This window comes from Streptomyces coelicoflavus (assembly GCF_003112555.1).
Taxonomy (GTDB): domain Bacteria; phylum Actinomycetota; class Actinomycetes; order Streptomycetales; family Streptomycetaceae; genus Streptomyces; species Streptomyces coelicoflavus.
Map to the genome: position 1 here is coordinate 506,885 of NZ_BEWB01000006.1, position 25,349 is coordinate 532,233.

The 25,349-nt window shown below is 71.2% G+C and carries 23 protein-coding genes; 9 read left to right on the forward strand and 14 right to left on the reverse strand.

Features of this window, described 5'->3' with window-relative positions:
- Positions 1-194 precede the first annotated feature (194 nt).
- Together Sco07f_RS17265 and Sco07f_RS17270 are read left to right on the forward strand one after the other, a co-directional pair.
- A complete protein-coding gene (locus tag Sco07f_RS17265; RefSeq protein WP_007444400.1) occupies positions 195-893 on the forward strand; it encodes an aggregation-promoting factor C-terminal-like domain-containing protein in 699 nt (232 codons plus the stop codon).
- Between the two features lie 151 nt (positions 894-1,044).
- The gene (locus Sco07f_RS17270) at positions 1,045-2,448 is read left to right on the forward strand and encodes an AI-2E family transporter (RefSeq protein WP_007444401.1); all 1,404 of its coding nucleotides are present in this window, start codon (positions 1,045-1,047) and stop codon (positions 2,446-2,448) included.
- Positions 2,449-2,544: 96 nt separating this feature from the next.
- On the opposite strand, the gene Sco07f_RS17275 is transcribed toward Sco07f_RS17270, so the two are convergent.
- Complete coding sequence (locus tag Sco07f_RS17275; RefSeq protein ID WP_003973946.1) at positions 2,545-3,081, reverse strand: alkyl hydroperoxide reductase; 537 nt, start codon at positions 3,079-3,081, stop codon at positions 2,545-2,547.
- 6 nt (positions 3,082-3,087) lie between these two features.
- Complete coding sequence (locus Sco07f_RS17280) at positions 3,088-3,642, reverse strand: peroxiredoxin (RefSeq protein WP_007444367.1); 555 nt, start codon at positions 3,640-3,642, stop codon at positions 3,088-3,090.
- A 137-nt stretch (positions 3,643-3,779) separates the two neighbouring features.
- On the opposite strand from Sco07f_RS17280, the gene Sco07f_RS17285 reads away from it, so the two are divergent.
- Positions 3,780-4,718: a LysR substrate-binding domain-containing protein gene (locus Sco07f_RS17285; protein ID WP_007444402.1), complete on the forward strand. Its 939-nt coding sequence runs from the start codon at positions 3,780-3,782 to the stop codon at positions 4,716-4,718.
- A 48-nt stretch (positions 4,719-4,766) separates the two neighbouring features.
- Here Sco07f_RS17285 and Sco07f_RS17290 read toward each other — a convergent pair whose 3' ends face one another.
- The 5 genes from Sco07f_RS17290 to Sco07f_RS17310 form a co-directional block, all read right to left on the reverse strand.
- Positions 4,767-7,109, reverse strand: a complete 2,343-nt coding sequence (locus tag Sco07f_RS17290; RefSeq protein ID WP_007444368.1) for an ABC transporter permease — start codon at positions 7,107-7,109, stop codon at positions 4,767-4,769.
- Positions 7,106-7,795, reverse strand: a complete 690-nt coding sequence (locus Sco07f_RS17295; protein ID WP_007444369.1) for an ABC transporter ATP-binding protein — start codon at positions 7,793-7,795, stop codon at positions 7,106-7,108. Before Sco07f_RS17295 ends, Sco07f_RS17290 begins: the two co-directional genes overlap by 4 nt.
- Entirely contained in the window at positions 7,792-8,316 is a 525-nt protein-coding gene (locus Sco07f_RS17300) for a PadR family transcriptional regulator (protein ID WP_007444371.1), read from the reverse strand. The genes Sco07f_RS17295 and Sco07f_RS17300 overlap by 4 nt, the downstream gene beginning before the upstream one ends.
- A 159-nt stretch (positions 8,317-8,475) precedes the next feature.
- Positions 8,476-8,862 carry a type II toxin-antitoxin system antitoxin gene (locus tag Sco07f_RS17305; RefSeq protein WP_167468133.1) on the reverse strand — a complete coding sequence of 129 codons (387 nt, stop codon included), beginning with the start codon at positions 8,860-8,862 and terminating at the stop codon, positions 8,476-8,478.
- A complete protein-coding gene (locus Sco07f_RS17310; protein ID WP_007444258.1) occupies positions 8,808-9,746 on the reverse strand; it encodes an SPFH domain-containing protein in 939 nt (312 codons plus the stop codon). Before Sco07f_RS17310 ends, Sco07f_RS17305 begins: the two co-directional genes overlap by 55 nt.
- 259 nt (positions 9,747-10,005) lie before the next feature.
- Here Sco07f_RS17310 and Sco07f_RS17315 point away from each other — a divergent pair, with 259 nt between their 5' ends.
- Positions 10,006-12,345 (forward strand): transglycosylase domain-containing protein, encoded by a 2,340-nt coding sequence (locus Sco07f_RS17315; protein ID WP_167468123.1) that lies wholly within the window; start codon positions 10,006-10,008, stop codon positions 12,343-12,345.
- A gap of 85 nt (positions 12,346-12,430) precedes the next feature.
- On the opposite strand, the gene Sco07f_RS17320 is transcribed toward Sco07f_RS17315, so the two are convergent.
- From Sco07f_RS17320 to Sco07f_RS17340, 5 genes are all read right to left on the reverse strand, one after another.
- Positions 12,431-14,650, reverse strand: coding sequence for a SpoIIE family protein phosphatase (locus tag Sco07f_RS17320; protein WP_108988319.1), 2,220 nt, complete (start codon positions 14,648-14,650; stop codon positions 12,431-12,433).
- A gap of 297 nt (positions 14,651-14,947) precedes the next feature.
- The gene (gene fomD, locus Sco07f_RS17325) at positions 14,948-15,658 is read right to left on the reverse strand and encodes a cytidylyl-2-hydroxypropylphosphonate hydrolase (protein WP_108988320.1); all 711 of its coding nucleotides are present in this window, start codon (positions 15,656-15,658) and stop codon (positions 14,948-14,950) included.
- Between the two features lie 103 nt (positions 15,659-15,761).
- Entirely contained in the window at positions 15,762-17,147 is a 1,386-nt protein-coding gene (locus Sco07f_RS17330) for a class II fumarate hydratase (RefSeq protein WP_007442415.1), read from the reverse strand.
- A gap of 165 nt (positions 17,148-17,312) precedes the next feature.
- Positions 17,313-18,719 (reverse strand): M28 family peptidase, encoded by a 1,407-nt coding sequence (locus tag Sco07f_RS17335; RefSeq protein ID WP_218030740.1) that lies wholly within the window; start codon positions 18,717-18,719, stop codon positions 17,313-17,315.
- Between the two features lie 241 nt (positions 18,720-18,960).
- On the reverse strand, positions 18,961-20,652 hold the full coding sequence (locus Sco07f_RS17340; protein ID WP_007387594.1) for a fumarate hydratase: 1,692 nt from the start codon (positions 20,650-20,652) through the stop codon (positions 18,961-18,963).
- A gap of 266 nt (positions 20,653-20,918) precedes the next feature.
- Between Sco07f_RS17340 and Sco07f_RS17345 the strand changes: the two genes are divergently transcribed.
- Entirely contained in the window at positions 20,919-21,599 is a 681-nt protein-coding gene (locus tag Sco07f_RS17345; protein WP_007387608.1) for a DUF1707 SHOCT-like domain-containing protein, read from the forward strand.
- A 104-nt stretch (positions 21,600-21,703) separates the two neighbouring features.
- Positions 21,704-22,081, forward strand: a complete 378-nt coding sequence (locus Sco07f_RS17350) for a WhiB family transcriptional regulator (RefSeq protein ID WP_003973931.1) — start codon at positions 21,704-21,706, stop codon at positions 22,079-22,081.
- Between the two features lie 197 nt (positions 22,082-22,278).
- Here the strand turns inward: Sco07f_RS17350 and glpX are convergent, their stop codons facing one another.
- Positions 22,279-23,310: a class II fructose-bisphosphatase gene (gene glpX, locus Sco07f_RS17355; RefSeq protein WP_108988322.1), complete on the reverse strand. Its 1,032-nt coding sequence runs from the start codon at positions 23,308-23,310 to the stop codon at positions 22,279-22,281.
- A 126-nt stretch (positions 23,311-23,436) separates the two neighbouring features.
- Between glpX and Sco07f_RS17360 the strand changes: the two genes are divergently transcribed.
- The gene (locus tag Sco07f_RS17360) at positions 23,437-23,973 is read left to right on the forward strand and encodes a DUF4245 domain-containing protein (RefSeq protein ID WP_007387609.1); all 537 of its coding nucleotides are present in this window, start codon (positions 23,437-23,439) and stop codon (positions 23,971-23,973) included.
- Between the two features lie 98 nt (positions 23,974-24,071).
- Here the strand turns inward: Sco07f_RS17360 and Sco07f_RS17365 are convergent, their stop codons facing one another.
- A complete protein-coding gene (locus Sco07f_RS17365; protein WP_007387596.1) occupies positions 24,072-24,662 on the reverse strand; it encodes a malonic semialdehyde reductase in 591 nt (196 codons plus the stop codon).
- 154 nt (positions 24,663-24,816) lie between these two features.
- Between Sco07f_RS17365 and Sco07f_RS39760 the strand changes: the two genes are divergently transcribed.
- Positions 24,817-24,954 carry a hypothetical protein gene (locus Sco07f_RS39760; RefSeq protein WP_007387610.1) on the forward strand — a complete coding sequence of 46 codons (138 nt, stop codon included), beginning with the start codon at positions 24,817-24,819 and terminating at the stop codon, positions 24,952-24,954.
- 117 nt (positions 24,955-25,071) lie between these two features.
- Positions 25,072-25,290 (forward strand): DUF4287 domain-containing protein, encoded by a 219-nt coding sequence (locus tag Sco07f_RS17370; protein WP_007387611.1) that lies wholly within the window; start codon positions 25,072-25,074, stop codon positions 25,288-25,290.
- The last annotated feature ends 59 nt before the right edge of the window (positions 25,291-25,349 follow it).

A 25,349-nucleotide genomic window follows, 5' to 3' on the forward strand; every position in this document is an offset into this window, starting at 1 on the left:
TATGGCGCCCCAGAAGCACCAGATCCAACTCCATAGCAGCGTCGTATGCCGCCCGAGCACCACGCGGCGCTCCCCGCAGGGGAGTTGTCCACCGGGCCCGTGCCTCCCGTGACCCGTAGTTGGGGAGGCCAGTGCCAGGGGCACGATTGCGTCCGCGAGGGTCACCGAAGCGGGCGATGCTGGAAGGAAACCGTGTGAGCCGGATCTCGGTCCGGGGATTCGCAGTGGCCTCGGCCACGGCGGTCACCGCCGTCGGAAGCGTCGTCGGCGTTGCCTCGGGCAGCGTCGCGCAGAACAACGACGACGCGGAGGCGACGGCAGCAGGCACGACGCTGCTTGCCGACATCCCCATGGGTGAGCAGGCGCAGGTGCAGACCGCGTCCCTGACGCATCAGGCCGATGTGCAGGCCATCGCCGCGGACGCGAGCGCCAAGAAGGACGCCGAGGAGGCGGCCCGCAAGGCAGCCGCCAAGACCGCCGTGGACAAGCAGGAGAAGGCCAAGAAGGCGGCCCAAGCGGCGAAGCAGCGCGAGGAGGCGAAGGAAGCGGCCAGTCGCGACGCCAAGCGCGAGTCGACCAGCTTCGCCGTCCAGAGCTCCTACAGCACCGGCCAGATCCAGGCGATGGCCCGTCAGATGGTGCCCAGCGGCCAGTTCCAGTGCTTCAGCAACATCGTGAACCACGAGTCCAGCTGGAACTACCAGGCCGTCAACCCCTCCTCCGGTGCCTACGGCCTCTTCCAGGCCCTCCCCGCGGGCAAGTACGCCTCCGCGGGCGCCGACTGGCGGACCAACCCGGCCACCCAGATCAAGTGGGGCCTCAGCTACATGGACAACCGCTACGGCAGCCCGTGCGAGGCCTGGACCTTCTGGCAGGCCAACCACTGGTACTAGGCGGGCAACCGGATCCCCGCGGTCCGCGCTCAACCTCGCGTAGCCCCTCACCGTCCTACGGTGAGGGGCTTTCGCGCTCCCGCCATGTACGGTCGGACCGGAACGACTCCAGGGGGGAGTGGTGGGGAAGGACGGGGGAAGAGGACGGATCATGTCACGAGTGCCAGGGTGGCTCGGTCGGCTCGGCGCCGGACTGACGCAGATGAGCGAGCGGTTGGACCAGCGCCGGGAAGAGGCACGCCGGCACGACGCGGACGACGGACCGGGTCCGGTCTCCGACCACGTGCCGCACACCGGGGGCGACGCGGCGGCCGAGGACGCGGCCGCGGAACACATGCCACACCCTGCGGTCGCCGTCGGCAGCCGTCCGGATCCGGCACAGGCCGTGCCCTGGGGGGTCCGGGTGGCCGCGGAGGCCGGGTGGCGGCTGCTGGTGCTCGCGGGCACCGTGTGGGTGCTGATGCGCGTCATCAGCGCCGTGCAGCTGGTGGTGCTGGCGTTCGTGGCCGCGCTGCTGATCACCGCGCTGCTTCAGCCGGCCGTGGCCTGGCTGCGCCGGCACGGAGTACCGCGCGGGCCCGCCACCGCGCTGACCGCGATCCTCGGGTTCGTGATCATGGGGCTGATCGGCTGGTTCGTCACGTGGCAGGTCATGGAGAACATCGACAACCTCTCCGACCAGGTCCAGGACGGCATCGACGAGCTGCGCAACTGGCTGCTGAACAGCCCCTTCCACGTCACCGACAAGCAGATCAACGAGATCGCCAAGAACCTGCGGGAAGCGGTCGGCGCCAACACCGACCAGATAACGTCGGCGGGACTCGAGGGCGTCACGGTCGTCGTCGAGGCGCTGACCGGCATCCTGCTGGCCGCCTTCTCGACGCTCTTCCTGCTCTACGACGGCAAGCGCATCTGGCAGTGGTCGCTGAAGCTGGTGCCCGCGGCCGCCCGGCCGGGCGTGGCCGGGGCGGGTCCGCGCGCGTGGCGGACGCTGACCGCCTACGTGCGCGGCACGGTGATCGTCGCGCTGATCGACGCCATCTTCATCGGACTCGGCATCTACTTCCTGGACGTGCCGATGGCCGTCCCGCTGGCCGTGTTCATCTTCCTGTTCGCGTTCATCCCGCTCGTCGGCGCCGTGGTCTCGGGCGCGCTCGCCGTGGTCGTGGCGCTGGTGACGCAGGGCGTGTTCGCGGCGGTCATGACGCTCGTGGTGGTGCTGGCGGTGCAGCAGATCGAGGGGCACATCCTTCAGCCGTTCATCCTCGGGCGCGCGGTGCGGGTCCATCCGCTGGCGGTGGTGCTGTCGGTGGCCGCCGGCGGCATGGTGGCAGGCATCGGCGGCGCCGTGGTCGCCGTGCCGCTGGTGGCGGTGACCAACACCGTCGTGGGCTATCTGCGGGCGTACTCCCGTGAAGCCGCCCTGCGGCAGCGGCCGAAGCCGCACGGCGCCACCTCGACCGACGCCGCCCCGGCGCTCGGCCGGGCACCGGGGGTCCAGGAGGCACAGGAGCCCCCGAAGGCCGGTCCGCCGTCGGACGCCTCCCCGGCTTAGCGGAGCGCCGCCGCCCCCGGGTGCCGGTACGCGAACGGGCCCCGCCCACCTTCCGGTGAGCGGGGCCCGTTGTCGTCGGTGCCGTGCGAAGCGGGACTACTCGGCGGCCAGGACCGCCTCGGCGTCCAGCGTGACGCCGACGGCCTCGACCACGGCGGCGATCTTGAACGCCTCCTGGATCGTCTCGCGGTCCACGCCGGCCTTGCGGAGCACCTGCTCGTGCGAGTCCAGGCACATGCCGCAGCCGTTGATGGCGGACACCGCGAAGGACCACAGCTCGAAGTCGACCTTGTCGACGCCCGGGTTGCCGATGACGTTCATCCGCAGACCGGCGCGCAGGGTGCCGTACTCGTGGTCCGACAGCAGGTGCCGGGTGCGGTAGAAGACGTTGTTCATCGCCATGACGGCGGCGGCCGACTTGGCGGCCGAGTACGCCTCCGGCGACAGGTTCGCCTTCGCCTCCGGCTCCAGCTCGCGCAGGACGATGGGGGAGCGCGAGGCGATGGCGGTCGCCAGCACGGTGCCCCACAGCTGCTGCGCCGGGAGGTCGGAGTTGCCGATGACCGAACCCAGGTTGAGCTTCAGGTCCTTGGCGTAGTCCGGTACGGCGGACTTCAGGGAGTCGAGGGACATGTCAGCTCACTCCCCCGACAGCAGCGCGACCGGGTCCAGGGTCTCGTCGCCCTTGCTCCAGTTGCACGGGCAGAGCTCGTCGGTCTGGAGGGCGTCGAGGACCCGCAGGACCTCCTTGGGGTTACGGCCGACGGAGCCGGCGGTGACCATCGTGAACTGGATCTCGTTGTTCTGGTCCACGATGAAGACCGCGCGCTGCGCGAAGCCGTCCTCGCCCTCGATGCCGAGGTCACGCATGAGCTCGTGCTTCGAGTCGGCCAGCATCGGGAAGGGCAGGTCGGTCAGGTCCGGGTGGTCCTTGCGCCAGGCGTGGTGCACGAACTCGGAGTCGCCGGAGAAGCCGAGGACCTGGGCGTCACGGTCGGCGAACTCGTCGTTCAGCTTGCCGAAGGCGGCGATCTCGGTCGGGCACACGAAGGTGAAGTCCTTGGGCCACGCGAAGACGACCTTCCACTGACCCTCGTAGGTCTTGTGGTTGATCTGCTGGAACTCCTTGCCCTTCTCCAGCGAGACACAGGCGGTCAGATCGAACTCGGGGAACTTGTCACCGACAGTGAGCACGTGCTCTCCAAAAGCGCAGCGAAGAAACACCCATTTTGCGAGTGTTTCCCATGGGTTGGACGTTGTTGATGTTGGCACAGGGTGCATTGATTAGGGAAATAGCTACAATCGGTCGAGTTGATCGGAGGTGGCTATTAGTGTCCGGGAAGAAGAGGCAGCCCAGCCTCGCCCAGCTGCGGGCTTTCGACGCGGTCGCCGAGCACCTGCATTTCCGCGACGCGGCCGCCGCGATCGGCATGAGCCAGCCGGCGCTCTCCGGAGCCGTCTCCGCCCTGGAGGAGGCACTCGGTGTCACCCTCCTGGAGCGTACGACGCGCAAGGTGCTGCTCTCACCCGCCGGGGAACGGCTCGCGGTGCGGACCAAGGCCGTACTGGCGGAGGTCGGCGCGCTGCTGGAGGAGGCGGAGGCGGTGCGGGCGCCCTTCACCGGCGCGCTGCGGCTCGGTGTGATCCCCACCGTGGCGCCGTACCTGCTGCCGACGGTGCTGCGTCTCGTCCACGAGCGCTATCCCGACCTCGACCTCCAGGTCCACGAGGAGCAGACGGCCAGTCTCCTGGAGGGCCTGACGACCGGCCGGCTCGACCTGCTGCTGCTCGCGGTCCCCCTCGGTGTCCCCGGCGTCACCGAACTCCCGCTCTTCGACGAGGACTTCGTCCTGGTCACGCCGCTCGACCACCGGCTGGGCGGCCGGGAGGGCCTCGAACGCTCGGTGCTGCGCGAGCTCAAGCTGCTGCTGCTCGACGAGGGGCACTGCCTGCGCGACCAGGCGCTCGACATCTGCCGGGAGGCGGGCCGCGCGGGTGTCCCCGCCACGACCACGGCCGCCGGCCTCTCGACGCTGGTGCAGCTGGTGGCGGGCGGCCTCGGGGTGACGCTGCTGCCGCGCACCGCCGTCCGGGTGGAGACCTCGCGCTCCAGCCAGCTCCTCACCGCGTCCTTCACCGACCCGGCCCCCACCCGCCGTATCGCCCTCGCCATGCGCACGGGCGCGGCCCGCTCGGCGGAGTACGGGGAACTGGCCGCGGCCCTGCGGGAGGCGATGGCGGACCTGCCGGTGCGGACGGTGCACGGCTGAGCGACCGCCCCGTCGGGCGGTCGCTCGGCCGGGCGGTGTACGGCGCGGCTACTCCGTCCGGAGCCCCTCCGGCCGCATCAGCCGCAGCAGCGGCGGCAGGCTGCACAGCGTCACCACCAGGACGACCCCCGCGCCGATGCCGGTCATGGCGAGGACGCCGGTCCAGTCGACGCCGACCGGGGTGCCCGTCATCTTCAGGAGCACCGTGCCCAGGGTCAGGCCCACCACCGAGGCGAGCAGCAGGCCCAGCACGATGGGAATCGCCGTCTGCCACAGCACCGACAGGCTGAGCGTGCGGCGCCGGGTGCCGAAGGCGACCAGGGCCGACAGCAGCTTCTTCCGCTCGCGCAGCTGCTCCAGCTGCGAGACCAGCAGACTGGCGCCGATCAGGGCCAGCACACACGCCGCCCCCACGAACAGGCCGGTGCGGATGGCGTCGAACCGGTCGGTCCGCTCGGTCGACGCCCAGGTCATGGCGTCCGCCAGCGGGTCGATGGCCGCCGTGGTGTTCCGTACCAGGTCGTGCACGTCCGGTACCGACTCGTCCAGCCGGAGGTAGGCGTGCCCGTCCAGCGCCGGCGCGAACGCGTCCGGCATCGCCTCCCGCGTCATCAGGAAGCCGCCCCGGTCGATTCCGGCCAGCAGACCGGTGCGCGGCTTCGCGGCCTTGACGCCCTCCGGCATCGTCCAGGGGACCGCCGGACGCTCCGGGCCGCCCTCGTAGGACGGGTCCACGTAGAGCTTCCGGCCCGGCGCGGCCAGCTTCGTCACGTCCTCCTCGCCGTCCCACTCGGCGCCGTGGACGACGAACACGTCCCCTTCGGCGCACGAGGGCAGGCGGGCGATCTCCCGCAGTGCGGCGCAGTCGCCCACGGTCAGCGTCGTGCCGTTGTCCGGGTCCTGGGGGCGGTCGCCCAGCCAGCTCTCGGAGTAGGCGAAGACGGCCTTCACACCCTTGGTGTCGCGGAACTTCTCGGCCGCCCGGTCCAGTGGGACCCCGCTCGGCAGGATCGCCTCCATCTGGGCCCACGACACGTCCTGCCCGGTGGACTTGGTGTAGTCGTCGTCCACGCCGGCGAACAGCATCTGAAGGGCGATCGCCCCGGCGACGGCCACCGCGATGCCGTTGACCATCCGGGCCGCCGTACCGCTGCTCAGCTGCAGCCTGCGCACGGCCAGCTGCCAGGCCACACCGCCCGAACCGAGCCGGGCGACGACGCTCTCCACGATCCACGGCAGGAGTGCGGTGACGCCGACCAGGAGCAGGACGACACCGCCGGTCACCAGGTACTGGTTGAAGTCGCCGTTGTCCCGGCCGTTGCCGATCATCGGGTAGAGCATCGCCAGTCCGGCCAGCGGCAGCAGCAGCCGCCACCACAGCCGGCGCCGCGCCGGGCGTCCGGCACGCACCACGCCGAGCGGCTCGATGACCACCCCGCGCAGCGCGAACAGCGTCACCAGCACCGCCGCCGCCGGCACCGCCACCGCCACCAGCAGGGCCAGCGCCGGCGAGGGATTGAGGTAGCTGGGGAACACGCTGATGCGGTACACCTCGGCACTGCCCGCGAGTTGCCGTCCGACCATGAAGAACCCGGCACCGAAGAGCAGCCCGAGGATCGCGCCGGCCATGGCCTCACCGGCGGCGATGCGCCGGGTCATGCGGCTGTCGGAGCCCACCAGGCGCAGCGCCGCGAGCCGCCGGTCCCGTCGCTCGCCGCCGAACCGTACGGCGGCGGCGATGAACACCGCGACCGGCATCAGCAGCACCACGAAGACGACGAGGATCAGCAGGATCAGCACCGGGTCGGACTGCTCCTCGACCGGTTCCGGGTCGCCGAACCGGTCGATGCGCTCGACGTTGCCCGGCGTGATGTGTTCGGCGAGCCCTTCCGCGCCCCGGTAGTAGGCGAGTTCGGCCGAGCCGATCAGCCCTTCCTCCGAGATCGTGCCGACGATCCGGTACGGCAGCCGCTCGCCCAGCAGCGCGCCGGAGTCCGAGTCCAGCAGCTCCTTCAGCGCGGGGGAGACCACCATCTCGCCCACCGCCGGGAACTCGTCCACCCCGGGCGGCAGCGGCGCCCTGGGACCCTCGGGCTCCATGGCCCGGCCCCGGACCTGCTTGTCGCGGAAGTCCTCGTCGACGTCGGCGATGACGAGCGTGTCGTTCGCCTTCGGCATCGGCTGGATGGCGAAGGTGATGTCGGAGCGCGCCGCCTCCCGGTCGTGCCGGACGGTGAGCGCGTTCGGCAGTGCCGTCGTCAGCAGCAGCAGCGCCACGCCGAGGCCGACGCCGACGGCCGTCAGTACGGCCCGGGTCCAGCCCTCGCGGCCGCCGGTGAAGGCGAAGCGGACGCCCAGCATCAGGTCGGCGGCCCACTGGCGCACGTTCATACGACCCGCTCCATGTCCCGGGACTTGCCGTCCCGTACGACGATCTCGCGGTCGGAGTAGGCGGCCACCCGGGCCTCGTGCGTGACCAGTACGACGGCCGCGTTGGTGGAGCGGGCGGCGTCCGTGAGGAGTTCCATGACGCGCTCGCCGTTGAGGGAGTCCAGCGCGCCGGTCGGCTCGTCGGCGAAGAGCACGCGGGGGTTGGTGACCAGCGAGCGCGCCACCGCGACCCGCTGCCCCTGGCCGCCGGACACCTCACCGGGCCGCTTCTTCCTGAGGTCGTCGACCTCCAGCCGCTCCATCCAGCTCAGCGCGGCCCGCTCGGCCTCCTTGCGGGAGGTGCCGTTCAGCCGCAGCGGCAGGGCCACGTTCTCGACACAGGTCAGCTCCGGCACCAGCTGGCCGAACTGGAACACGAACCCGAAGTCCGAGCGGCGCAGCGCACTGCGCTGGGCGTCGGACATGGCGGACAGCTCACGCCCGTTGTACGTGATCGTTCCCGAGTCGGGCGGCACGATGCCGGCGAGGCAGTGCAGCAGCGTCGACTTGCCGGAGCCGGAGGGGCCCATGACGGCGACGACCTCGCCGGGATGGATGGAGAACTCGGCGCCGTCGAGGGCGAGCGTGGGGCCGTAGGCCTTGCGGAGCTGGTCCGCCGAGAGCAGGGAGCCTGCGGGGGGAGTCATCGGGCTACCGCCTCACGGAGCTTGTCGAGGCGCGCGGCGGTCAGTTCCAGCCAGCGCAGGTCGGCCTCGAGGTGGAAGAGTGCGTGGTCGCAGATGAGCTGGTCCGCGAGGTCGCCCTTGCGTTTGCGGTCGGTCAGGATGCGCATGCTGCGCAGGTGCTCCGAACGCTGGGTGTCGAGGACGTCGGCGGCGTCGCGGTGGGTGAGCAGCGCGAGGACGACCTTGGTGTACAGCGTCGACTGGAGATACGGCTCGGGCTTCTCCGGCGTGGCGAGCCACCGCTGTACGTCGGTGATCCCCTCGTCGGTGATCGCGTACCGCTTGCGTTCGGGACCGCCGCCCGCCTCGATGCCGTCGACGACGACGAGGCCGTTCTTCAGCAGGCGGGACATCGTCGAATAGACCTGGCCGTAGTGGAGCGGCCGGTCGTGACCGAACTTCTCGTCGAAGGCGCGCTTGAGGTCGTAACCGTGGCGCGGCCCGGACTCCAGGAGCCCGAGGAGGGTGTGACCGATGGACATGCGGAGCACTCTACACACGGTGTATACGCGCCATGTATACGCACGGTGCAGAGACCGTGGCGGCGGGTGCGGGACGGGTGTGCGGTGGGTGCGGGAGTGCAGGTCGGGGGCGATTGTCACGGTTCCGCTACGACGGAGGGCCGGCCTCCGCCCCGACGGTCAGGGCGGTGGCGCGGCCCCCGGGCGGCCGCCCCCCGGCGGACGGCCCCGGCGTGGCAGCGGCCCGGTGTCGCCGGGCAGCCGGCCGGCCTCCGCCAGCGCCCTGCGGAGCAGGAACTCGATCTGGGCGTTGGCCGACCGCAGCTCGTCGCCCGCCCAGCGGGCCAGCGCCTCGTACACCTGCGGGTCCAGCCGCAGCAGCACCTGCTTGCGCTGCTGCGGCCGGCGCCTGGGAGCCGGGCCCCCGGACGGCGCGGAGTCCTTGGCGGAGTCCCGGGGCGCGGACGGCTGGGGCGCGGGCTCCCCGGGCGCGGAATCCTCGGACGGAGTCGTCACTGGTAGAGCGTCCCCGTGTTCAGGACCGGCTGGGCGGCGCGGTCCCCGCAGAGCACGACCATCAGGTTGGACACCATCGCCGCCTTGCGCTCGTCGTCCATCTCCACGATGCCCTGCTCGCTGATCCGGGCGAGCGCCGCCTCGACCATGCCGACCGCGCCGTCCACGATCTGCCGCCGCGCGGCGACCACCGCACCGGCCTGCTGCCGCTGGAGCATCGCCGAGGCGATCTCCGGCGCGTACGCGAGGTGCGTGAAGCGGGACTCGATGATCTGCACGCCGGCCGCCTCCACGCGCGCGTGCAGCTCGACGGCGAGCTTCTCGGTGATCTCCTCGGCGTTGCCGCGCAGCGACAGGCCGTCCTCCTCGTGGGCGTCGTAGGGGTACTCGATGGCGATGTGCCGCACGGCCGCCTCGGTCTGGGTGGAGACGAACTCGACGTAGTCGTCCACCTCGAAGGTGGCCTGCGCGGTGTCCTCCACCCGCCACACCACGACCGCCGCCAGCTCGATGGGGTTGCCGTAGGCGTCGTTCACCTTCAGGACGGCCGTCTCGTGGTTGCGCACCCGCGTCGAGATCTTGGTGCGGGAGGTGAAGGGGTTGACCCAGCGCAGGCCGTCCTGCCGGATCGTCCCCCGGTACCGCCCGAAGAGCTGCACCACGCGGGCCTCGCCCGGCGCCACCATGTTCAGGCCGCACATCGCGAGGAAGGCGGCCAGGGCGATCAGGATGCCGCCGATGATCAGGACGGCCTTGCCCCCGGTCGAGTCGACCGCCGTGGCGGTGGCGATCAGGCCGGCGCCGACCAGCAGTCCGACCAGGCCGAGCAGCAGCGCGAAACCGCCGCCGATGCTGTGCGCCTGCTGCTCGCGCACCCGTGGCGCCGGCATCTCGGGCACATCGGCGGTGACCTGCGGGGCATCGTGCGTGGACATGGGTGGTCCCCCGTTCTCTGACTGCTCACTCATCGCTTACTAAGTGATATCACTTTACCCTCGGATCACAACCCTGAACCCCTCTCGCACGTCGGTTCCTGTGGAGCGGGTGCTGATTCTCACGTCCGTACAAGGCTGGATCGGTTGCCCTTTGTCATATCTCCCGGTGTTAGCTTTCTGAGCTGACCTGAGCGACGAACCTGTGTGACGCGTGAGCGAGACGTGCCCACAGATGACCGAAGCGGAGCGGATCGGACCCATGGGACGTGCGGACGAGAGAAGAGCGCGGCAGCGCGGTGGACGCCGCGCGGCGCCGAAACGCCGCCGTTCGTCGGGCGCGGCCGGGGCTGCCGGCGGAGCCGCGGGCGGGAAGAGCCGCATACGCCGGCTGTTCACCTGGAAGAAGATCCTCGGCACGTTCTTCGGCCTCTGCCTGCTCGGCATGGGTGCCTTCATCGTGCTGTACATGGTGATTGACATCCCCGAGGGCAACCCCGAGGCCGATCTCCAGAGCAACGTCTACAAGTACAGCGACGGCAGCGTCATGGCGCGCACCGGTGACCGCAACCGCGAGATCGTCGACCTCGCCAAGATCCCCAAGGACGTCCAGCGCACGTTCGTCGCCGCCGAGAACAAGACCTTCTACAAGGACTCGGGCGTCGACCTCAAGGGCACCGCCCGCGGCGTCCTCAACACCCTCTCCGGCAAGGGCGCGCAGGGCGGTTCGACGATCACCCAGCAGTACGTCAAGAACTACTACCTGACCCAGGAACAGACGGTCACGCGCAAGCTCAAGGAACTGGTCATCTCGCTGAAGCTGGACCAGAAGAAGTCCAAGGAGTACATCCTCGCCGGCTACATCAACACCAGTTACTACGGCCGCGGCGCCTACGGCATCCAGGCCGCGGCCCAGGCGTACTACCGCGTCGACGCCGAGGACCTGACGGTCGAAGAGGGCGCCTATCTCGCGGCCCTGCTCCAGGCACCGAACCAGTACGACTGGGCGATCGCGAGCGAGACCGGCAAGAAGCTCGTCCAGCAGCGCTGGAACTACGTCCTGGACAACATGGTCGAGCAGAAGTGGCTGGACGCGGGCGACCGGAAGGACATGACCTTCCCGGAGCCCGAGGAGCCGAAGCCCGCCGCCGGCAAGGAGGGCCAGATCGGCTACCTCGTGGACGCGGCCGACTACGCCCTCAAGAAGCAGCTCGTCGCCCAGGGCGCCGCCGAGGACATGGAGCAGGCCAAGGCCCTGGTGGACCTCGGCGGCTACACCGTCACCCTCAACATCGACAAGAAGAAGCAGGCCGCGCTGGAGAAGGCGGTCAAGGCCAAGCTCACCAGCAGGCTGGACCCCGACAAGCGCGAGGTCGACGCCGACGTCCAGGCCGGAGCGGTCTCCGTCGACCCGAAGACCGGCTCCGTCGTGGCGATGTACGGCGGCGTGAACTACCTGAAGCACTACACCAGCAACGCCACCCGCGACGACTACCAGCCCGCCTCCACCTTCAAGCCGGTGATCCTCGCCGCCGCCGTCGACCACGACGCCGAGACCCAGGACGGCGTGCCGATCACGGCCAGCACCCGCTACGACGGCGACAGCAAGCGCCCCGTGGTGGACGACGGCAAGGAGGTCGGCTTCGCCCCGCCCAACGAGAACGACGTCGACTACGGCGAGATCGACGTCCAGGAGGCGATGAACCAGTCGGTCAACTCCGTCTTCGCCCAGATGGGCATCGACGTGGGCATGACCGAGGTCATGAAGGTCGCCGCCGATCTCGGCATGGACACCGAGGGCGACGACCCCGTGCCCGCGCAGACCCTGGGCAGTATGGGCGCCAGCCCCATGGAGATGGCCGGTGTCTACGCGACCCTCGACAACCACGGCAAGAAGGTCACCCCCGCGGTCGTGAAGTCGGTCGAGCACAAGGACCGCACGATCGAGATGCCCGACCCCATCGGCGAGCGGGTCATCAGCCGGGAGGCCGCCGACACGGTGACGTCGGTACTCACCGGCGTGGTCGACGACGGTACGGCCAGGGAGTCCGTACGCAACAACCCGCTGCGCGACGGTCAGCAGGTGGCCGGCAAGACCGGTACGTCCGACAACAACAAGTCGGCCTGGTTCACCGGCTTCACGCCCGAGCTGGTCACCTCGGTCGGCCTGTTCGGCGAGGACGACAAGCCCCCGCACGCCCAGGTCCCGATGTACAAGGCGGCCGGCGTCGACTACCGCGTCAACGGCGGTGGCCCCCCGGCGGAGATCTGGGCCGCGTACACCTTCGGCGTCATGGACGAGGTCACCAAGTTCGACCTGGACACCAAGCAGGGCGCCGCGGTGAAGCCCACCAAGTCCGCGACGACCTCCGAGTCGCCGAGCCAGTCGCCGTCCCAGGAGGAGACGACCGAGGCACCGCCCACGTCGGACGATCCGACGACCGAGGCACCCCCGTCGAAGGAGCCGACGACCGAGGAGCCGCCCGAGTCGCCGACGCAGTCGCCGTCGAACAGCGCGTCCAGCGGCGAGACACCGCCGGACGGCGGCGGGTCCACCGAGTCGGGCGACCCGGAGTTCCCCGACGGGGACCTGGTGCCGTAGACCGGCGGACGTCGCCAGGACGCGCGAAGGGGCGCCCGGTGAGCACCGGGCGCCCCTTCGCGCGCTGCTGCCCGCCGGTCGCGGATCAGCCGCGGTTCAGCTCGAACCACACCACCTTGCCGGTGCTCAGCCGCGTGGCGCCCCAGCGCCGGGCCAGCCGGTTCACCAGGTACAGCCCGCGCCCGCCCTCGTCGGTCGCCCGCGCCTGCCGCAGCCGGGGCAGCTGCGGCACGTCGTCGCCGACCTCGCAGCGCAGCACATCCGTGCGCAGCAGGCGCAGGGTGACCGGCTTCGAGGCGTACCGCACCGCGTTGGTCACGACCTCGCTGACGAGCAGCTCCACGGAGTCCGTGAGGTCCTCCATGCCCCAGCGGGCGAGTGCGCGCCGGGCCAGGCGGCGGGCCTTGCCGGGCGCCGCGTCCTCCGGCTCCAGGAACCAGTACGCGACGTCGCTGGGCGCGATGCCGTCGAAGCGGGCGGCGAGCAGCGCGATGTCGTCGTCCCGGTCGCCCGGGCCGAGCATGTCGAGCACCTCGTCGCAGAGGGCTTCGAGGGGCGGCGGATGGTCGGGTCCGGTGAGCTGTGCGGTCGCCGCCAGGCGCTCCCGCAGCTGCTCTATGCCGGTCCACACGTCGCGCAGCCGGGACTCGACCAGGCCGTCCGTGTACAGCAGCAGGGTCGCGCCGGCCGGGGCGTCCAGCTCCACGGCCTCGAAGTCCACGCCGCCCACGCCGATCGGGGCGCCGGCCGGCACCCGCAGCACCTCGGCGTGGCCGCCCAGGTGCAGCAGGACGGGCGGCGGGTGGCCGGCGTTGGCGACGGTGATGCGGTGCGTGACCGGGTCGTACACCGCGTACAGGCAGGTCGCCATGCGGTCGGTGCCCAGGCGCTGCGCCTGCTCGTCCAGGTGGTGCAGCACCTCCTGCGGCGGCAGGTCGAGCCCGGCCAGGGTCTGCGCCGTGGTCCGCAGCTGGCCCATGATGGCCGCCGACGTCATGGAATGGCCCATCACGTCCCCGACGACCAGCGCGACCCGGCTGCCCGGCAGCGGGATGGCGTCGTACCAGTCGCCGCCGACCCGCGCGGTCTCGGCGGCCGGGAGGTAGCGGGAGGCCAGCCGTACGCCGGTGCAGCGCGGGAGGTTCTCCGGGAGCATCGTGCGCTGCAACTCGTCGGCGATGTACGCCTCGCGCCCGTACAGCACCGCCTTGTCGATGCCCAGCGCGCTGTGCGTGGCGAGCTGCGCCGCCACCAGCAGGTCGTCGGCCTCGAAGGCGATGCGCTCCGGGCCGCGCAGGAACAGCGCGGCGCCGATCACCCGGCGGCGGCCGCGCAACGGCGCGAGGATCGCCCTGCGGCCGTCGGGCAGGGGGAAGTCGCGCTCCTCGCCCAGCAGTTCCGGCAGCGCGGCGCGGGCGGCCGGGGTGTCCGTGAAGACCGGGCGCACCCCGCGCAGCACCTCGGCCAGCGCGCTGCCCGGCCGCACCTCGCACAGCTCGGCGCCGACCGTCTCCAGCTCCGTGGGCTCGGGCTGGGGCACGGGGGCGAAGCCGCCCTCGGTGTCCCGCTCGGCCGGTATGCGGTCGGTGCGCCGCAGCCGCAGCACCAGGGGGCCGGTGGGCCGCTCGTCGCCGACGGGCAGCGGCTCGCGCAGATAGACCAGGATGGCGTCCGCGAACGTCGGCACGGTGGCCCGGCACAGCCCCATCACGATCTCGTCGAGGTCCATGCCCCGGGCGATCCGCCGGGTCGCGGCGCCCACGAAGCGCAGCCGGTCCCCGTCCCGCCGCATGGGCGTGGGCCGGCCGGGCGCGGTGGGCTGCCCGGTACGCCGGTCCGGCTCCGGTGCCTCTCCGGGCCGGCCCGCGACACCGGCCGGCTCCCCGGACCCCGGACGCACCGGACCGGCCGGTCCGCCGCCCGGGGCGACGTCACCCGGGGCCACCTCACCCGGGGGCAGGGCACCCGCGGCCACGTCGCCCGGCGCCGTGTCCGCCGGAGGTACGTCGCCGGACCGGGCGCCGGCCGGCTGCCCGCCGTCCGGCTGGACCGGGACGCCCTCGGACACGGGACGCGGCCGGTGCGCGTCGGGCTCGGCGGCCTGCTCGGCGCCCGGCTGGGCGTGCTCGAAGGTCCCCGGGGAGCCCGCGCCCGCGGCGGTCGGGGTCCGTCCGGTGCGCCCCTGGGCCGGTAAGGCCGGCCCGGAGGTGTCCGGCGGCACGGGGGTACGCAGGAGCGCCCCGCGGGGATCCGTGGGGTCGCCGCCCGTCGAGGGGCGGTCGAAGGATGTCGGGTGCTCCGTCACGCGTGTCGAATCCATCCGTCCGGGACTGCGCGCGGCGCGTGCAGTTCGTCCCGCAGAAATCCCGATACCCGCAATCCGTGTCCAAGGAACGGGATTCCCGCGTGGTCAGAGGCAGTTCCTGTGTCACCGTCGGACCGTCTGCGGCCCACCCGGGTGTTGCCCTCGTACCTCTCGATCACGTCCTGCCGCCCCTCGGTGACGATCGGTCAGGCGCAGTGCCCACTGCGCCGGTTGCCGCTGCCGCGCTCATTGCGGAGGACGATCCTACGTTTGTTGCCGGGGGGCACATCAAGGGTCTCATGAGGACACGTGCGCGGGCGTGCGATCCCAGTCCCCCGGCAGGGCAGGTACCGGCCACGCCGGATCGGGCCGCCAGTCCTCCCAGCCGTCGGCGAACGGGGACCCCCAGGCCCGGATCTCCGCGACCGCGGCCCGGCCCGCCCGGCGCACCCGCCCGGCCAGCGCCGGGTCCATCAGCCGGTCCCGCTGGGCCTGCGCGAACTCGTCCTCGTCCCGCCAGTGCCAGGTGCGGTCCGGGTGCACGGAGATGTCCAGGAAGTGGTCCTCGGAGTCGACGCCGCCCTCCCAGCGGGCCAGCGGCTGCTCCAGGTTCACGTACCAGTTCTTGAACCGCCAGCCCGGGTCCCAGAACAGCCACACCGACCAGGCCTCGCCGGGCCGCGCCAGCTTCAGCACCCCCGTGCCGAACCACCGGTCGCGCTGCACGGTGCGCGGCTTGGTGTAGCGCGAGGCCAGCGGTTCCAGGTGCACGGGCGTACCGTCCGCGAGGACCGGCTTCACGCATTCGGTGCCGGGCGCCAGCCACACGGCGAGCAGGTCGGCGTCGTCCCGTACGACGGTGACGGGGCGCGCGATGTGCACGTGCGGGCCGCCGTTCTCCCGGTACCGCCACAGGATGTGACGGCCGGGCGCCCAGTGGCCCCCGGGGCCCGCCGGACCGTCCGCTGCCGGTCCCGTCGCCGCGCTCACCGCTTCAGCGTCTGTCATGCGGAGATATTAGGTGCCATGGCCATCCGGCGCGCCGGTGATCGCGAGAGCGTGCGCCGGTGTACGCCGGGCGCTCGTCCCCCGGGGCTCCCCATGGGGCCCGTCACGGACGGGTCATCCGCAGCACGTCCAGCGCCTCGTCCAGCTGCTCGCCGGTCAGGTCGCCGCGTTCGACGTACCCGCTCTCCAGCACCACCTGACGGATCGTCTTCCGCTCCGCCAGCGCCTTCTTGGCGACCTTGGCGGCCTCCTCGTACCCGATGTACTTGTTGAGCGGCGTGACGACGGAGGGGGACGACTCGGCGTACTCGCGGGCCCGCTCCCGGTGCGCGACGATCCCGTCCACCGTCCGGTCGGCGAGCAGCCGGGAGACGTTGGCCAGCAGGCGCACCGACTCCAGTACGTTCTTGGCGATCACCGGCAGCATGACGTTCAGCTCGAAGTTGCCGGCCGCCCCGGCGGCGGCGACCGTCGCGTCGTTGCCGGTGACCTGGGCGGCGACCATGAGCACGGCCTCGGGGATCACCGGGTTGACCTTCCCCGGCATGATCGACGACCCCGGCTGGAGGTCGGGCAGCGCGATCTCCGCGAGCCCGGTGCGCGGACCGGACGCCATCCACCGCAGGTCGTTGGCGATCTTCGTGAGCCCGACGCCGATGGTCCGCAGCTGTCCGCTCGTCTCGACGATGCCGTCCCGGGCGCCCTGCGCCTCGAAGTGGTCGCGCGCCTCGGTCAGCGGCAGCCCGGTCGCGCGGGCCACCTCCTCGATGACGGCGGCGGAGAAGCCGGGCGGGGTGTTGATGCCGGTGCCCACGGCGGTGCCGCCCAGCGGCAGTTCGGCCAGGCGGGGGAGCGACGCCTCCAGCCGCTCGATGCCGTACCGCACCTGGGCCGCGTACCCGCCGAACTCCTGGCCCAGCGTGACCGGCGTGGCGTCCATGAGGTGCGTGCGCCCCGACTTCACCACGTCGGCGAACTCCTCCGCCTTGCGCTCCAGGGCGCCGGCGAGGTGGTCGAGGGCCGGGATCAGGTCACGGGTGACGGCGGCGGTGGCGGCGATGTGGATGGAGGACGGGAAGACGTCGTTGGACGACTGGGAGGCGTTGACGTGGTCGTTGGGATGCACGTCGCGGCCGAGCCGTTCACCGGCCAGGGTCGCGAGGACCTCGTTGGTGTTCATGTTGGACGAGGTCCCGGAGCCGGTCTGGAACACGTCCACGGGGAAGTGCTCGTCCCACTTCCCCTCGGCGACCTCGGCGGCCGCCTCCCGGATCGCGTCGGCGACGTCCCGGTCGAGCACGCCCAGGTCGGCGTTGACCTTGGCAGCCGCGCCCTTGATCCGCGCGAGCGCCTCGATGTGCGCGCGCTCGATGCGCTGCCCGGAGACGGGGAAGTTCTCGACGGCACGCTGGGTCTGCGCCCGCCACTTGGCGTGGGCGGGGACGCGGACCTCGCCCATGGAGTCGTGCTCGATGCGGTAGTCGCTCATACCGGGTACAGCGTGCGGGGCGGGGCGGATGTTCCTGGACCGGGCCGAACGGGTGCGGGGTCACGGCGTGGCTCGGCGGCGGACGGGTGGTGACTCGGCGGCGGCCCGGGAACGGCCGGCCCGCGGGTGGGCCGGCCGTCCGGTTCGGCCCTGCCGTCCGGCGGGTCAGCCTTCCCGCAGGCTCACGTCGTCCAGGACGAAGCTGGTCTGAAGACTGCGGTCCTCGCTGCCGGTGAAGCTCAGGGTCACCTGCCGGCCGGCGTAGGCGCCGAGGTCGACCGTGCGCTGCACATAGCCGCTCCGGGCGTCCACGTTGGACAGGGTGGCGAGCGTGGTGCCGTCGGCCTTCACCGTGAAGGTGTCGTACGCCGTCGACCCCGACTCGTCGGTGTCGATGTGCAGCCAGTACGTGAGGCTGGTGCACCCGGCCGGCACGGTCACCGTCTGGCCGACCGACTCGGTGTGCGTGGAACCGTATCCGGCGAGCCACGCGAAGCGGGTCCCGCTGTGCGCCGACTGGCCCGAGTGGGCGCCGATGGTGCCGGTGTCCCCGGTCCACGGCGTGCTGCCGCTCTCGAAGCCGCCGTTGACGACGGGGTCGGTGTCGCACCCGTCGCCGCCGTCGTCGCCGGTGCCCACGGCGCGCTGCCAGATGGTGTACGCGATGCCGTCCGACGCCCGGTCCAGGCCGGTGGTGTTGATGTTGTCGAGGTTGTCGCACGACCGGTGGTAGCACGGGTCGTACGAGGCCCCGGCGGTGCCGCCCCACTTGGCGGCCTGTGAGGAGGTCTTGCGGGCACCGGCGCCCATCGCGTAGCCCGAGGTCGGGATGCCGTACTGCTCGAAGGAGTAGTCGTCGCTGCGCCCGGCGCCCTCGGTGTTCTCCTCGGGTTGCAGGCCCAGCGAGTCCCAGTACGCCTTCATGGGCGCCGCGGCGGCCGAGGTGACGTGGTTGATGAAGTAGCCGCCGTTGGTGGAGGCGATCATGTCGAAGTTGTAGTACGCCGTGATCGCGGACCGCTGCGCCGAGGAGAGCGAGCGGACGTAGAAGTCGGAGCCGTTGAGCCCCTGTTCCTCGTCGGTCCACCAGGCGAAGCGGACCCGGCCCTTCATCGTCGGGTTCTGCTGCGCCAGGGTCAGGGCGTTCTCCAGGAGGGCGGCCGAGCCCGAGCCGTTGTCGTTCATGCCGGGGCCCGCCGACACGCTGTCGAGGTGGGCGCCGAACATGTACACATCGTTGGCGTCGCCGTGCGGCCACTCGGCGATCAGGTTGGGACCGGCGCCGCTGCTGCAACCGGACGTGCACGGCTGCTCGGTGACGGTGTAACCGGCCGCCTGAAGCTTGCCCTTCACGTAGGCGACGGAGTCGCGGTATCCCTGGCCGGTCGAGCGGCGGTTGCCGCCGTTGCGTCCGGCTATGGAGTTCAGCTCGGTCAGATGCGCCTTCACCTTCGTCACGTCGACGTCGGGCGACTGGGCGGTGGGCGCGGAGTCGGCGGCGACGGCGGGGAGTGTGCCGAGGCCGAGCGCGACGGCGAGGGACAGGCTCGCCACGGCGAATCTTCGTTTCACCTTTGGTCCTCCAGAAGTGGCTGAGGGGTGGCCACGCAGAACATGTACGCATGGCGTGTACATGTCGGAGCGGCGAAAGACTCACAGGGGAAGCCGGGGCAGTCAATGGAGCGGACGCCCGGGAGGGCAGGTTGTCCGAAAGAAGAACCGTGTGTTCGCTATCCGGACACGAGAGGAGAGACGAAAGGCCGGCCCGGACGGGTCCGGACCGGCCTGCCGCTGAGCCGTGGAGCGGCGAGGGTTACGCCAGTCCCGGCCCCCGCACCGGGATCGTCGTGAACGTCGGCGCGGGCGCCGGGTCCTGGAAGAAGTCGTTGCCCTTGTCGTCCACCACGATGAACGCGGGGAAGTCCTCGACCTCGATCTTCCAGACCGCCTCCATGCCGAGCTCCTCGTACTCGACGACCTCCACCTTCTTGATGCAGTCCTGCGCGAGCCGCGCCGCGGGACCGCCGATCGAGCCCAGGTAGAAGCCGCCGTGCGTGTCGCACGCGTCGGTGACCTGCTTGCTCCGGTTGCCCTTGGCCAGCATCACCTTGGAGCCGCCCGCCGCCTGGAACTGCTCCACGTAGGAGTCCATGCGCCCGGCGGTGGTCGGACCGAAGGAGCCGGAGGCGTACCCCTCGGGCGTCTTGGCCGGACCCGCGTAGTACACCGGGTGGTCCTTCAGGTACTGCGGCATCTCCTCGCCCGCGTCCAGCCGCTCCTTGATCTTGGCGTGCGCGATGTCGCGGGCCACGACCAGCGGACCGGTCAGCGACAGCCGGGTCTTGACCGGGTGCCTCGTCAGCTCGGCCAGGATGTCGTCCATGGGCTGGTTGAGGTCGACCTTGACACTTGGCCGATCAGCGGCTTCGCCGCGGGCGCCGTCCGCGTCGAGGTGCTCGTCCGTCGTCTCCGGCAGGAACCGGGCCGGGTCGGTCTCCAGCTGCTCCAGGAAGACGCCCTCGGCGGTGATCTTGGCGACCGCCTGCCGGTCCGCCGAGCAGGACACGGCGATGGCGACCGGGCAGGACGCCCCGTGCCGGGGGAGGCGCACCACGCGTACGTCGTGGCAGAAGTACTTGCCGCCGAACTGCGCGCCGATGCCGATCTTCTGGGTCAGCTCGAAGACCTTCTCCTCCAGCTCCTGGTCCCGGAAGCCGTGCCCGAGCTCCGAACCCTCGGCCGGGATCTCGTCCAGGTAGTGCGCGGAGGCGTACTTCGCGGTCTTCAGCGCGTACTCGGCGGACGTGCCGCCGACCACGATCGCCAGGTGGTACGGCGGGCAGGCGGCCGTACCGAGCGAGCGGATCTTCTCCTCCAGGAACTTCATCATGGAGGACTCGTTCAGGACGGCCTTCGTCTCCTGGTAGAGGAAGGACTTGTTGGCCGAGCCGCCGCCCTTCGCCATGAACAGGAACTTGTAGGCGCCGCCGTCGGTCGCGTACAGCTCGATCTGGGCCGGGAGGTTGGAGCCGGTGTTCTTCTCCTCCCACATGGTGAGCGGCGCCATCTGGGAGTAGCGCAGGTTCAGGTTCTTGTAGGCGTCGTAGATGCCCCGGCTCAGGGCCTCCTCGTCGCCGCCCGCGGTGAGCACGTTCTGGCCGCGCTTGCCCATGACGATCGCCGTGCCGGTGTCCTGGCACATGGGCAGCACGCCCGCCGCCGCGATGTTCGCGTTCTTCAGCAGGTCCAGGGCGACGAACTTGTCGTTGCCGGACGCCTCCGGGTCGTCGATGATGCGGCGCAGCTGCGCCAGGTGGGCGGGGCGCAGGTAGTGCTGGATGTCGTGGATGGCCTCCTCCGCCAGCTTGCGCAGCGCCTCCGGCTCCACCTTGAGGAACGTCCGCCCGTCGGCCTCGAAGGTGGAGACGCCCTCGGCGGTCACCAGCCGGTACGGAGTGGTGTCCTCGCCCTGGGGGAGCAGATCGGTGTACGCGAACTCAGGCATCTCGCCCATTCCTCACTCGACATCACGCGCGGCTGGATTTCGCCGGATCCCGGCGGATCCCACGGCGGGATCCCGGCGGATCCCCCGGCGCTTCTCGCAGCAACGACGGCTGGCCTCCATCGGCAGCGCCATCCAGCGTAGAACCTGCCCACCGCGCCGAGCCTGTGAGGTAAGGCTCAGTTGGCCGCCCTCGGGGCGACGGCAGGGTGCGACAAGGTTGTCCACAGGGCTGGTCGCGATCTATCGCGTTTCGGTACGCTACGGCCGTGGACCTTCACAAGCACGCCCCCGCCGCACCGCGTACCTCCGAGCTGCGCGCCTCGGACGCCGACCGTGATCGCGTGGCCGACATGCTGCGCGAAGCCCTCGCCGAGGGGCGGCTCACCGCCGACGAGCACGCCGAGCGCGTCGAGGGCGTGCTGGCCGCCAAGACCGTCGGCGAGCTGGACGTCTTCGTGCGTGACCTGCCCGCCGCCCACCGCGGCCGGGACGACGCCGCCCCGGCCCCCCACCGTCCCACCGCCGGCGCCATCCCGGCGGAGCCCGACGAGAACGTGGTGGCGGTCTTCAGCAGCGCGGTCCGCAAGGGCCGCTGGCGGGCCAACCGCCGCATCCACGCCTACGCGGTCTTCGGCAGCGTCGAGATAGACCTCAGCGAGGCGGTCTTCGAGTACCAGCAGGTCGTCGTCAAGGCGTTCTCCGTCTTCGGCAGCGTGGAGGTGCGCGTCCCGGAGAACGTGTCGGTGCGCGGCGCGGGCGGCGGCGTGCTCGGCAGCTTCGAGGTCCACACCCACGACTCCGCCGAGGCCGACGCCCCCGTCGTCTACGTGGACGGCTGGGCCGTCCTCGGCAGCGTCGAGGCGCGTCCCAAGCGCGGCAAGGTCGTCGCGGACATCCTGGACCGGGTGCACCGGCGGGTCGAGAAAGGTGTGCGCAAGCACCTGTAGCGCGGCCCGGCAGCGGTTGGGAACCCAGTGCATAGGCACGCGTACAACGGGTAAGCCTTGACGCATCGTCTCTCGCTAGCGAAGCCGTCGTCAGGAGTAGACCCGTGCTGCAACCGCCGCATTCGTCCCTGCAGGTAGCTGCCGTTCCGGCCCAGCGGGTGCCCGTGCGGGACAGGGACCAAGACGCTCCCTGGCACACCGAGGCGGTGTGCCGGCGCGACGAGGCCGGACTGTTCTTCGCCCCCTCCAAGGAACCGACCGCCGCCAGGCTCTCCCGCGAAGAGGCCGCCAAGCGCGTCTGCGCGCGCTGCCCGGTCATGGTCGAGTGCCGCGAGCACGCCCTGCTTCAGCCCGAGCCGTACGGCGTCTGGGGCGGCCTCACCGCCGCCGAACGCCGCGTGGTCCTGGCCCGGCGCCGCCGCCGCGACGTGGAACTCAAGAACGCCGCCCGCACCACGGGCCGCATAGCCGCGGCCGGCTGAAACCCCACCACCCGAAAAGGGCACCCTCTCCGCACAGAGGGTGCCCTTTCAACGCCGGGAACTGCAGCCGGCCAAGGGGTGCGGGGCTGTGTCCGATCTGCGGCTCCGCCGCGCGGGCGCGACCAGCCACGACGGCGCCGCAGACGCCACGCAACAGGCACCCCCGACTCAATGGGCGCCCCGCACAACCGACGGAGTCACTTCGCCCGGTCGAAATCGATCGCGCTGTACGCCCGCAGCTTGCTCAGCCGATGCTCGGAGTCGATCCGCCGCACCGTCCCCGACTTCGACCGCATCACGATCGAGTCGGTCGTGGCCGTCTCCGACCGGTACCGCACCCCCCGCAGCAGCTCCCCGTCGGTGATGCCGGTGGCGACGAAGAAGACGTTGTCCCCGGAGACCAGGTCGTCCGTGGTGAGCACCCGGTCCAGGTCGTGCCCGGCGTCCACGGCCCGCTGCCGCTCCTCGTCGTCCTTGGGCCACAGCTTGCCCTGGATGGCGCCGCCCAGGCACTTCACGGCGCAGGCCGAGATGATGCCCTCCGGCGTGCCGCCGATGCCGAGCAGCAGGTCGATGCCGGTGCCCTCGCGCAGGGCCAGGATGGAGCCGGCCACGTCGCCGTCGGAGATCAGCTTGATGCGGGCGCCGGTCTCCCGGACCTCCTTGATCAGCCCCTGGTGCCGGGGCCGGTCGAGGATGACGACGGTGACGTCCTCGGGCATGCGGCGCTTGGCCTTGGCGATCCGGCGGATGTTCACGGCGACGGGCGCGTTGATGTCGACGAAGTCGGCGGCCTCGGGGCCCGTGACCAGCTTGTCCATGTAGAAGACCGCGGACGGGTCGAACATGGAGCCGCGCTCGGCGGCGGCGAGGACGGCGATCGCGTTGGTCATGCCGTTGGCGGTCAGCGTGGTGCCGTCGATGGGGTCGACGGCGATGTCGACCTCCGCCCCGGTCCCGTCACCGACCCGCTCACCGTTGAAGAGCATCGGCGCCTCGTCCTTCTCGCCCTCGCCGATGACGACGACGCCGTTCATCGAGACGGTGTGGACGAGGGTGCGCATGGCGCGCACCGCGGCACCGTCGGCGCCGTTCTTGTCACCGCGCCCGACCCAGCGGCCGGCGGCCATCGCCGCGGCCTCGGTGACCCGCACCAGCTCCATGGCGAGGTTGCGGTCGGGAGCCTCCGAGGGGACGTCCAGCTCGGAGGGCAGATGATGCTCGGTCATCGGAACGCACCTTTCTGATACGACGACGGCCGGATGAGGGTATGGCCACGACTCTATCGTCAGTCCGACAAAATGAGCAGGGGACCCCACGTATGAGCACATGGGGTACCTGCGACGATAGGACGCGTGGCAGGTACGAACGGCAAGCAGAAGACGGCCCGGGACATGGTCCTCTCCCTGGGGGTCATCGTTCTCGCGGGACTGGTCATGTGGCTCTTCATCCCGCACGGCGACGACGACGGGCCCGACCTCAAGAGGGTCGACTACACGGTCGAGCTGACCACCGCGCGCCGCGCCGCGCCGTATCCGGTGGCGGCGCCCGAGGGGCTGGCCCAGGAGTGGAAGCCGACCTCCGTCCGCTACCGCGGCGCCGAGGACAACGCCTGGCACCTGGGCTACCACGCCCCCGACGGGGAGTACGTGGCGGTCGAGCAGTCGACGGGGAAGCCGGCCGAGTTCATCGAGGAAGCCAGCCAGGGCGCGCGGAAGACCGAGACCACCGAGGAGATCGGCGGCCGGACGTGGACCCGCTACACGGGCGGGCGGTACGAGGCCCTGGTGCTGCGGGACACCGACGGCGTGAAGGGCGCGACGACGGTCGTGGCCGGCACGGGTTCGTTCGAGCAGCTGGGCAAGATGGCGGCCGCCCTGAAGCTGGCCTGACCCGCCGCCGTACCCGCACGGGCTCCTTGAAGGAGCACCCTCGCGCACACGACGAAGCCCCCGGTGCGCCACCGGGGGCTTCGTCGTGTGCGTCGGTCTCAGACGGTGGTGACGACCTCGTCGTAGGCCAGGCGCGGGGAGCGCGGGAACCAGGCGTCCGGGCCCGGGCGGCCGATGTTGACGACCATCAGCGGGGTGTGGTCGTCGTCCAGGAACTCCTTGCGCACGCCCTCGAAGTCCAGGCCGGTCATCGGCCCGGCGGCCAGACCCGCCGCACGGACGCCGACGATGAAGTACGCGGCCTGCAGGGCGGCGTTCAGCGAGGCGGCACCCTCGCGCACCGGACGCTCGCTGAAGAAGGCGTCCTTGACCTGGGGGGCGTGCGGGAAGAGCTGCGGCAGCTCCTCGTGGAACTCGTTGTCCGCCGCCAGGATCGCGACCAGCGGCGCGGTGGCCGTCTTGGGCCGGTTGCCCTCGCCCATGTGCCGGACGAGACGCTCGCGGGCCTCGGGGGAACGGACCAGCGTGATGCGCAGCGGCGACTGGTTGAACGCGGTCGGGCCGTACTTGACCAGGTCGTAGATCGCCTGCACCTGCTCGTCGGTCACCGGCTCGTCGGTGAAGGTGTTCGCGGTGCGGGCCTCGCGGAACAGCAGGTCCTGGGCGGCGGGGTCAAGAACGAGAGACATACGTGATCTTCCTTGCGGGGTGCGTCGGCTCCGCGTGACGTGGGGGCCGGAGCCGTTGACTGCGACGACACTACGGCAAAGAAGTTCAACCTTCAATCAAACTGGGAGTGCGGTGATCCGCTTCACACGGCCGCCTGAGTGAAGGGGCCCTGGCGTGTACGGCGGCACGAACGGGCGGGCAGCGCGCACCCGGTGGCGGGCGGCGGAGGGGGCCGGCGGCTTCTCGCTCGGCGTGCGCAACGACGGGGCGGAGCAGCGGTGGCCCCGCTTCACCTCGCTGGAGGTCGAGTGACGTGAATCACAGGCGGGCGACGATCACTTCCCGCGTCCGCCGCGGTCCTACTGGAGACATCGTCACCCGTACCGGGGGCCTCGAGCCTCGTACCTCGTCCAATGGGAGCGCATCGACATGACCGCCGCCGTGAAGGGCCCCGCCTCCTACTTCCCGTCCATCGAGAAGAAGTACGGCCGCCCGATCGCGGAGTGGAAGGACCTCATCCGGTCCTCGCCGCTCAGCAAGCACATGGAACTGGTCACCTGGCTCAAGACCGAGCACGGCCTCGGCCACGGGCACGCCAACGCGCTCGTCGCCCACACCCTGGCCGAGGACACGGCGAAGGAGGGCTGAGGGAGGGCCGGGGCCGACGGGGGGTCGACCGGGTCGCACGGGGGTCGACCGGGTCGCGC

What these genes read in the sequence shown, in the direction of transcription:
- Sco07f_RS17365 (WP_007387596.1), bottom strand. Translation starts at nt 24,662, where the DNA reads ATGTCTCTCGTTCTTGACCCCGCCGCCCAGGACCTGCTGTTCCGCGAG.
- Sco07f_RS17295 (WP_007444369.1), bottom strand. Translation starts at nt 7,795, where the DNA reads ATGACTCCCCCCGCAGGCTCCCTGCTCTCGGCGGACCAGCTCCGCAAG.
- Sco07f_RS17275 (WP_003973946.1), bottom strand. Translation starts at nt 3,081, where the DNA reads ATGTCCCTCGACTCCCTGAAGTCCGCCGTACCGGACTACGCCAAGGAC.
- Sco07f_RS17330 (WP_007442415.1), bottom strand. Translation starts at nt 17,147, where the DNA reads ATGAGCGACTACCGCATCGAGCACGACTCCATGGGCGAGGTCCGCGTC.
- Sco07f_RS17370 (WP_007387611.1), top strand. Translation starts at nt 25,072, where the DNA reads ATGACCGCCGCCGTGAAGGGCCCCGCCTCCTACTTCCCGTCCATCGAG.
- Sco07f_RS17340 (WP_007387594.1), bottom strand. Translation starts at nt 20,652, where the DNA reads ATGCCTGAGTTCGCGTACACCGATCTGCTCCCCCAGGGCGAGGACACC.
- fomD (WP_108988320.1), bottom strand. Translation starts at nt 15,658, where the DNA reads ATGACAGACGCTGAAGCGGTGAGCGCGGCGACGGGACCGGCAGCGGAC.
- Sco07f_RS17290 (WP_007444368.1), bottom strand. Translation starts at nt 7,109, where the DNA reads ATGAACGTGCGCCAGTGGGCCGCCGACCTGATGCTGGGCGTCCGCTTC.
- Sco07f_RS17270 (WP_007444401.1), top strand. Translation starts at nt 1,045, where the DNA reads ATGTCACGAGTGCCAGGGTGGCTCGGTCGGCTCGGCGCCGGACTGACG.
- Sco07f_RS17315 (WP_167468123.1), top strand. Translation starts at nt 10,006, where the DNA reads ATGGGACGTGCGGACGAGAGAAGAGCGCGGCAGCGCGGTGGACGCCGC.
- Sco07f_RS17300 (WP_007444371.1), bottom strand. Translation starts at nt 8,316, where the DNA reads ATGTCCATCGGTCACACCCTCCTCGGGCTCCTGGAGTCCGGGCCGCGC.
- Sco07f_RS17310 (WP_007444258.1), bottom strand. Translation starts at nt 9,746, where the DNA reads ATGTCCACGCACGATGCCCCGCAGGTCACCGCCGATGTGCCCGAGATG.
- glpX (WP_108988322.1), bottom strand. Translation starts at nt 23,310, where the DNA reads ATGACCGAGCATCATCTGCCCTCCGAGCTGGACGTCCCCTCGGAGGCT.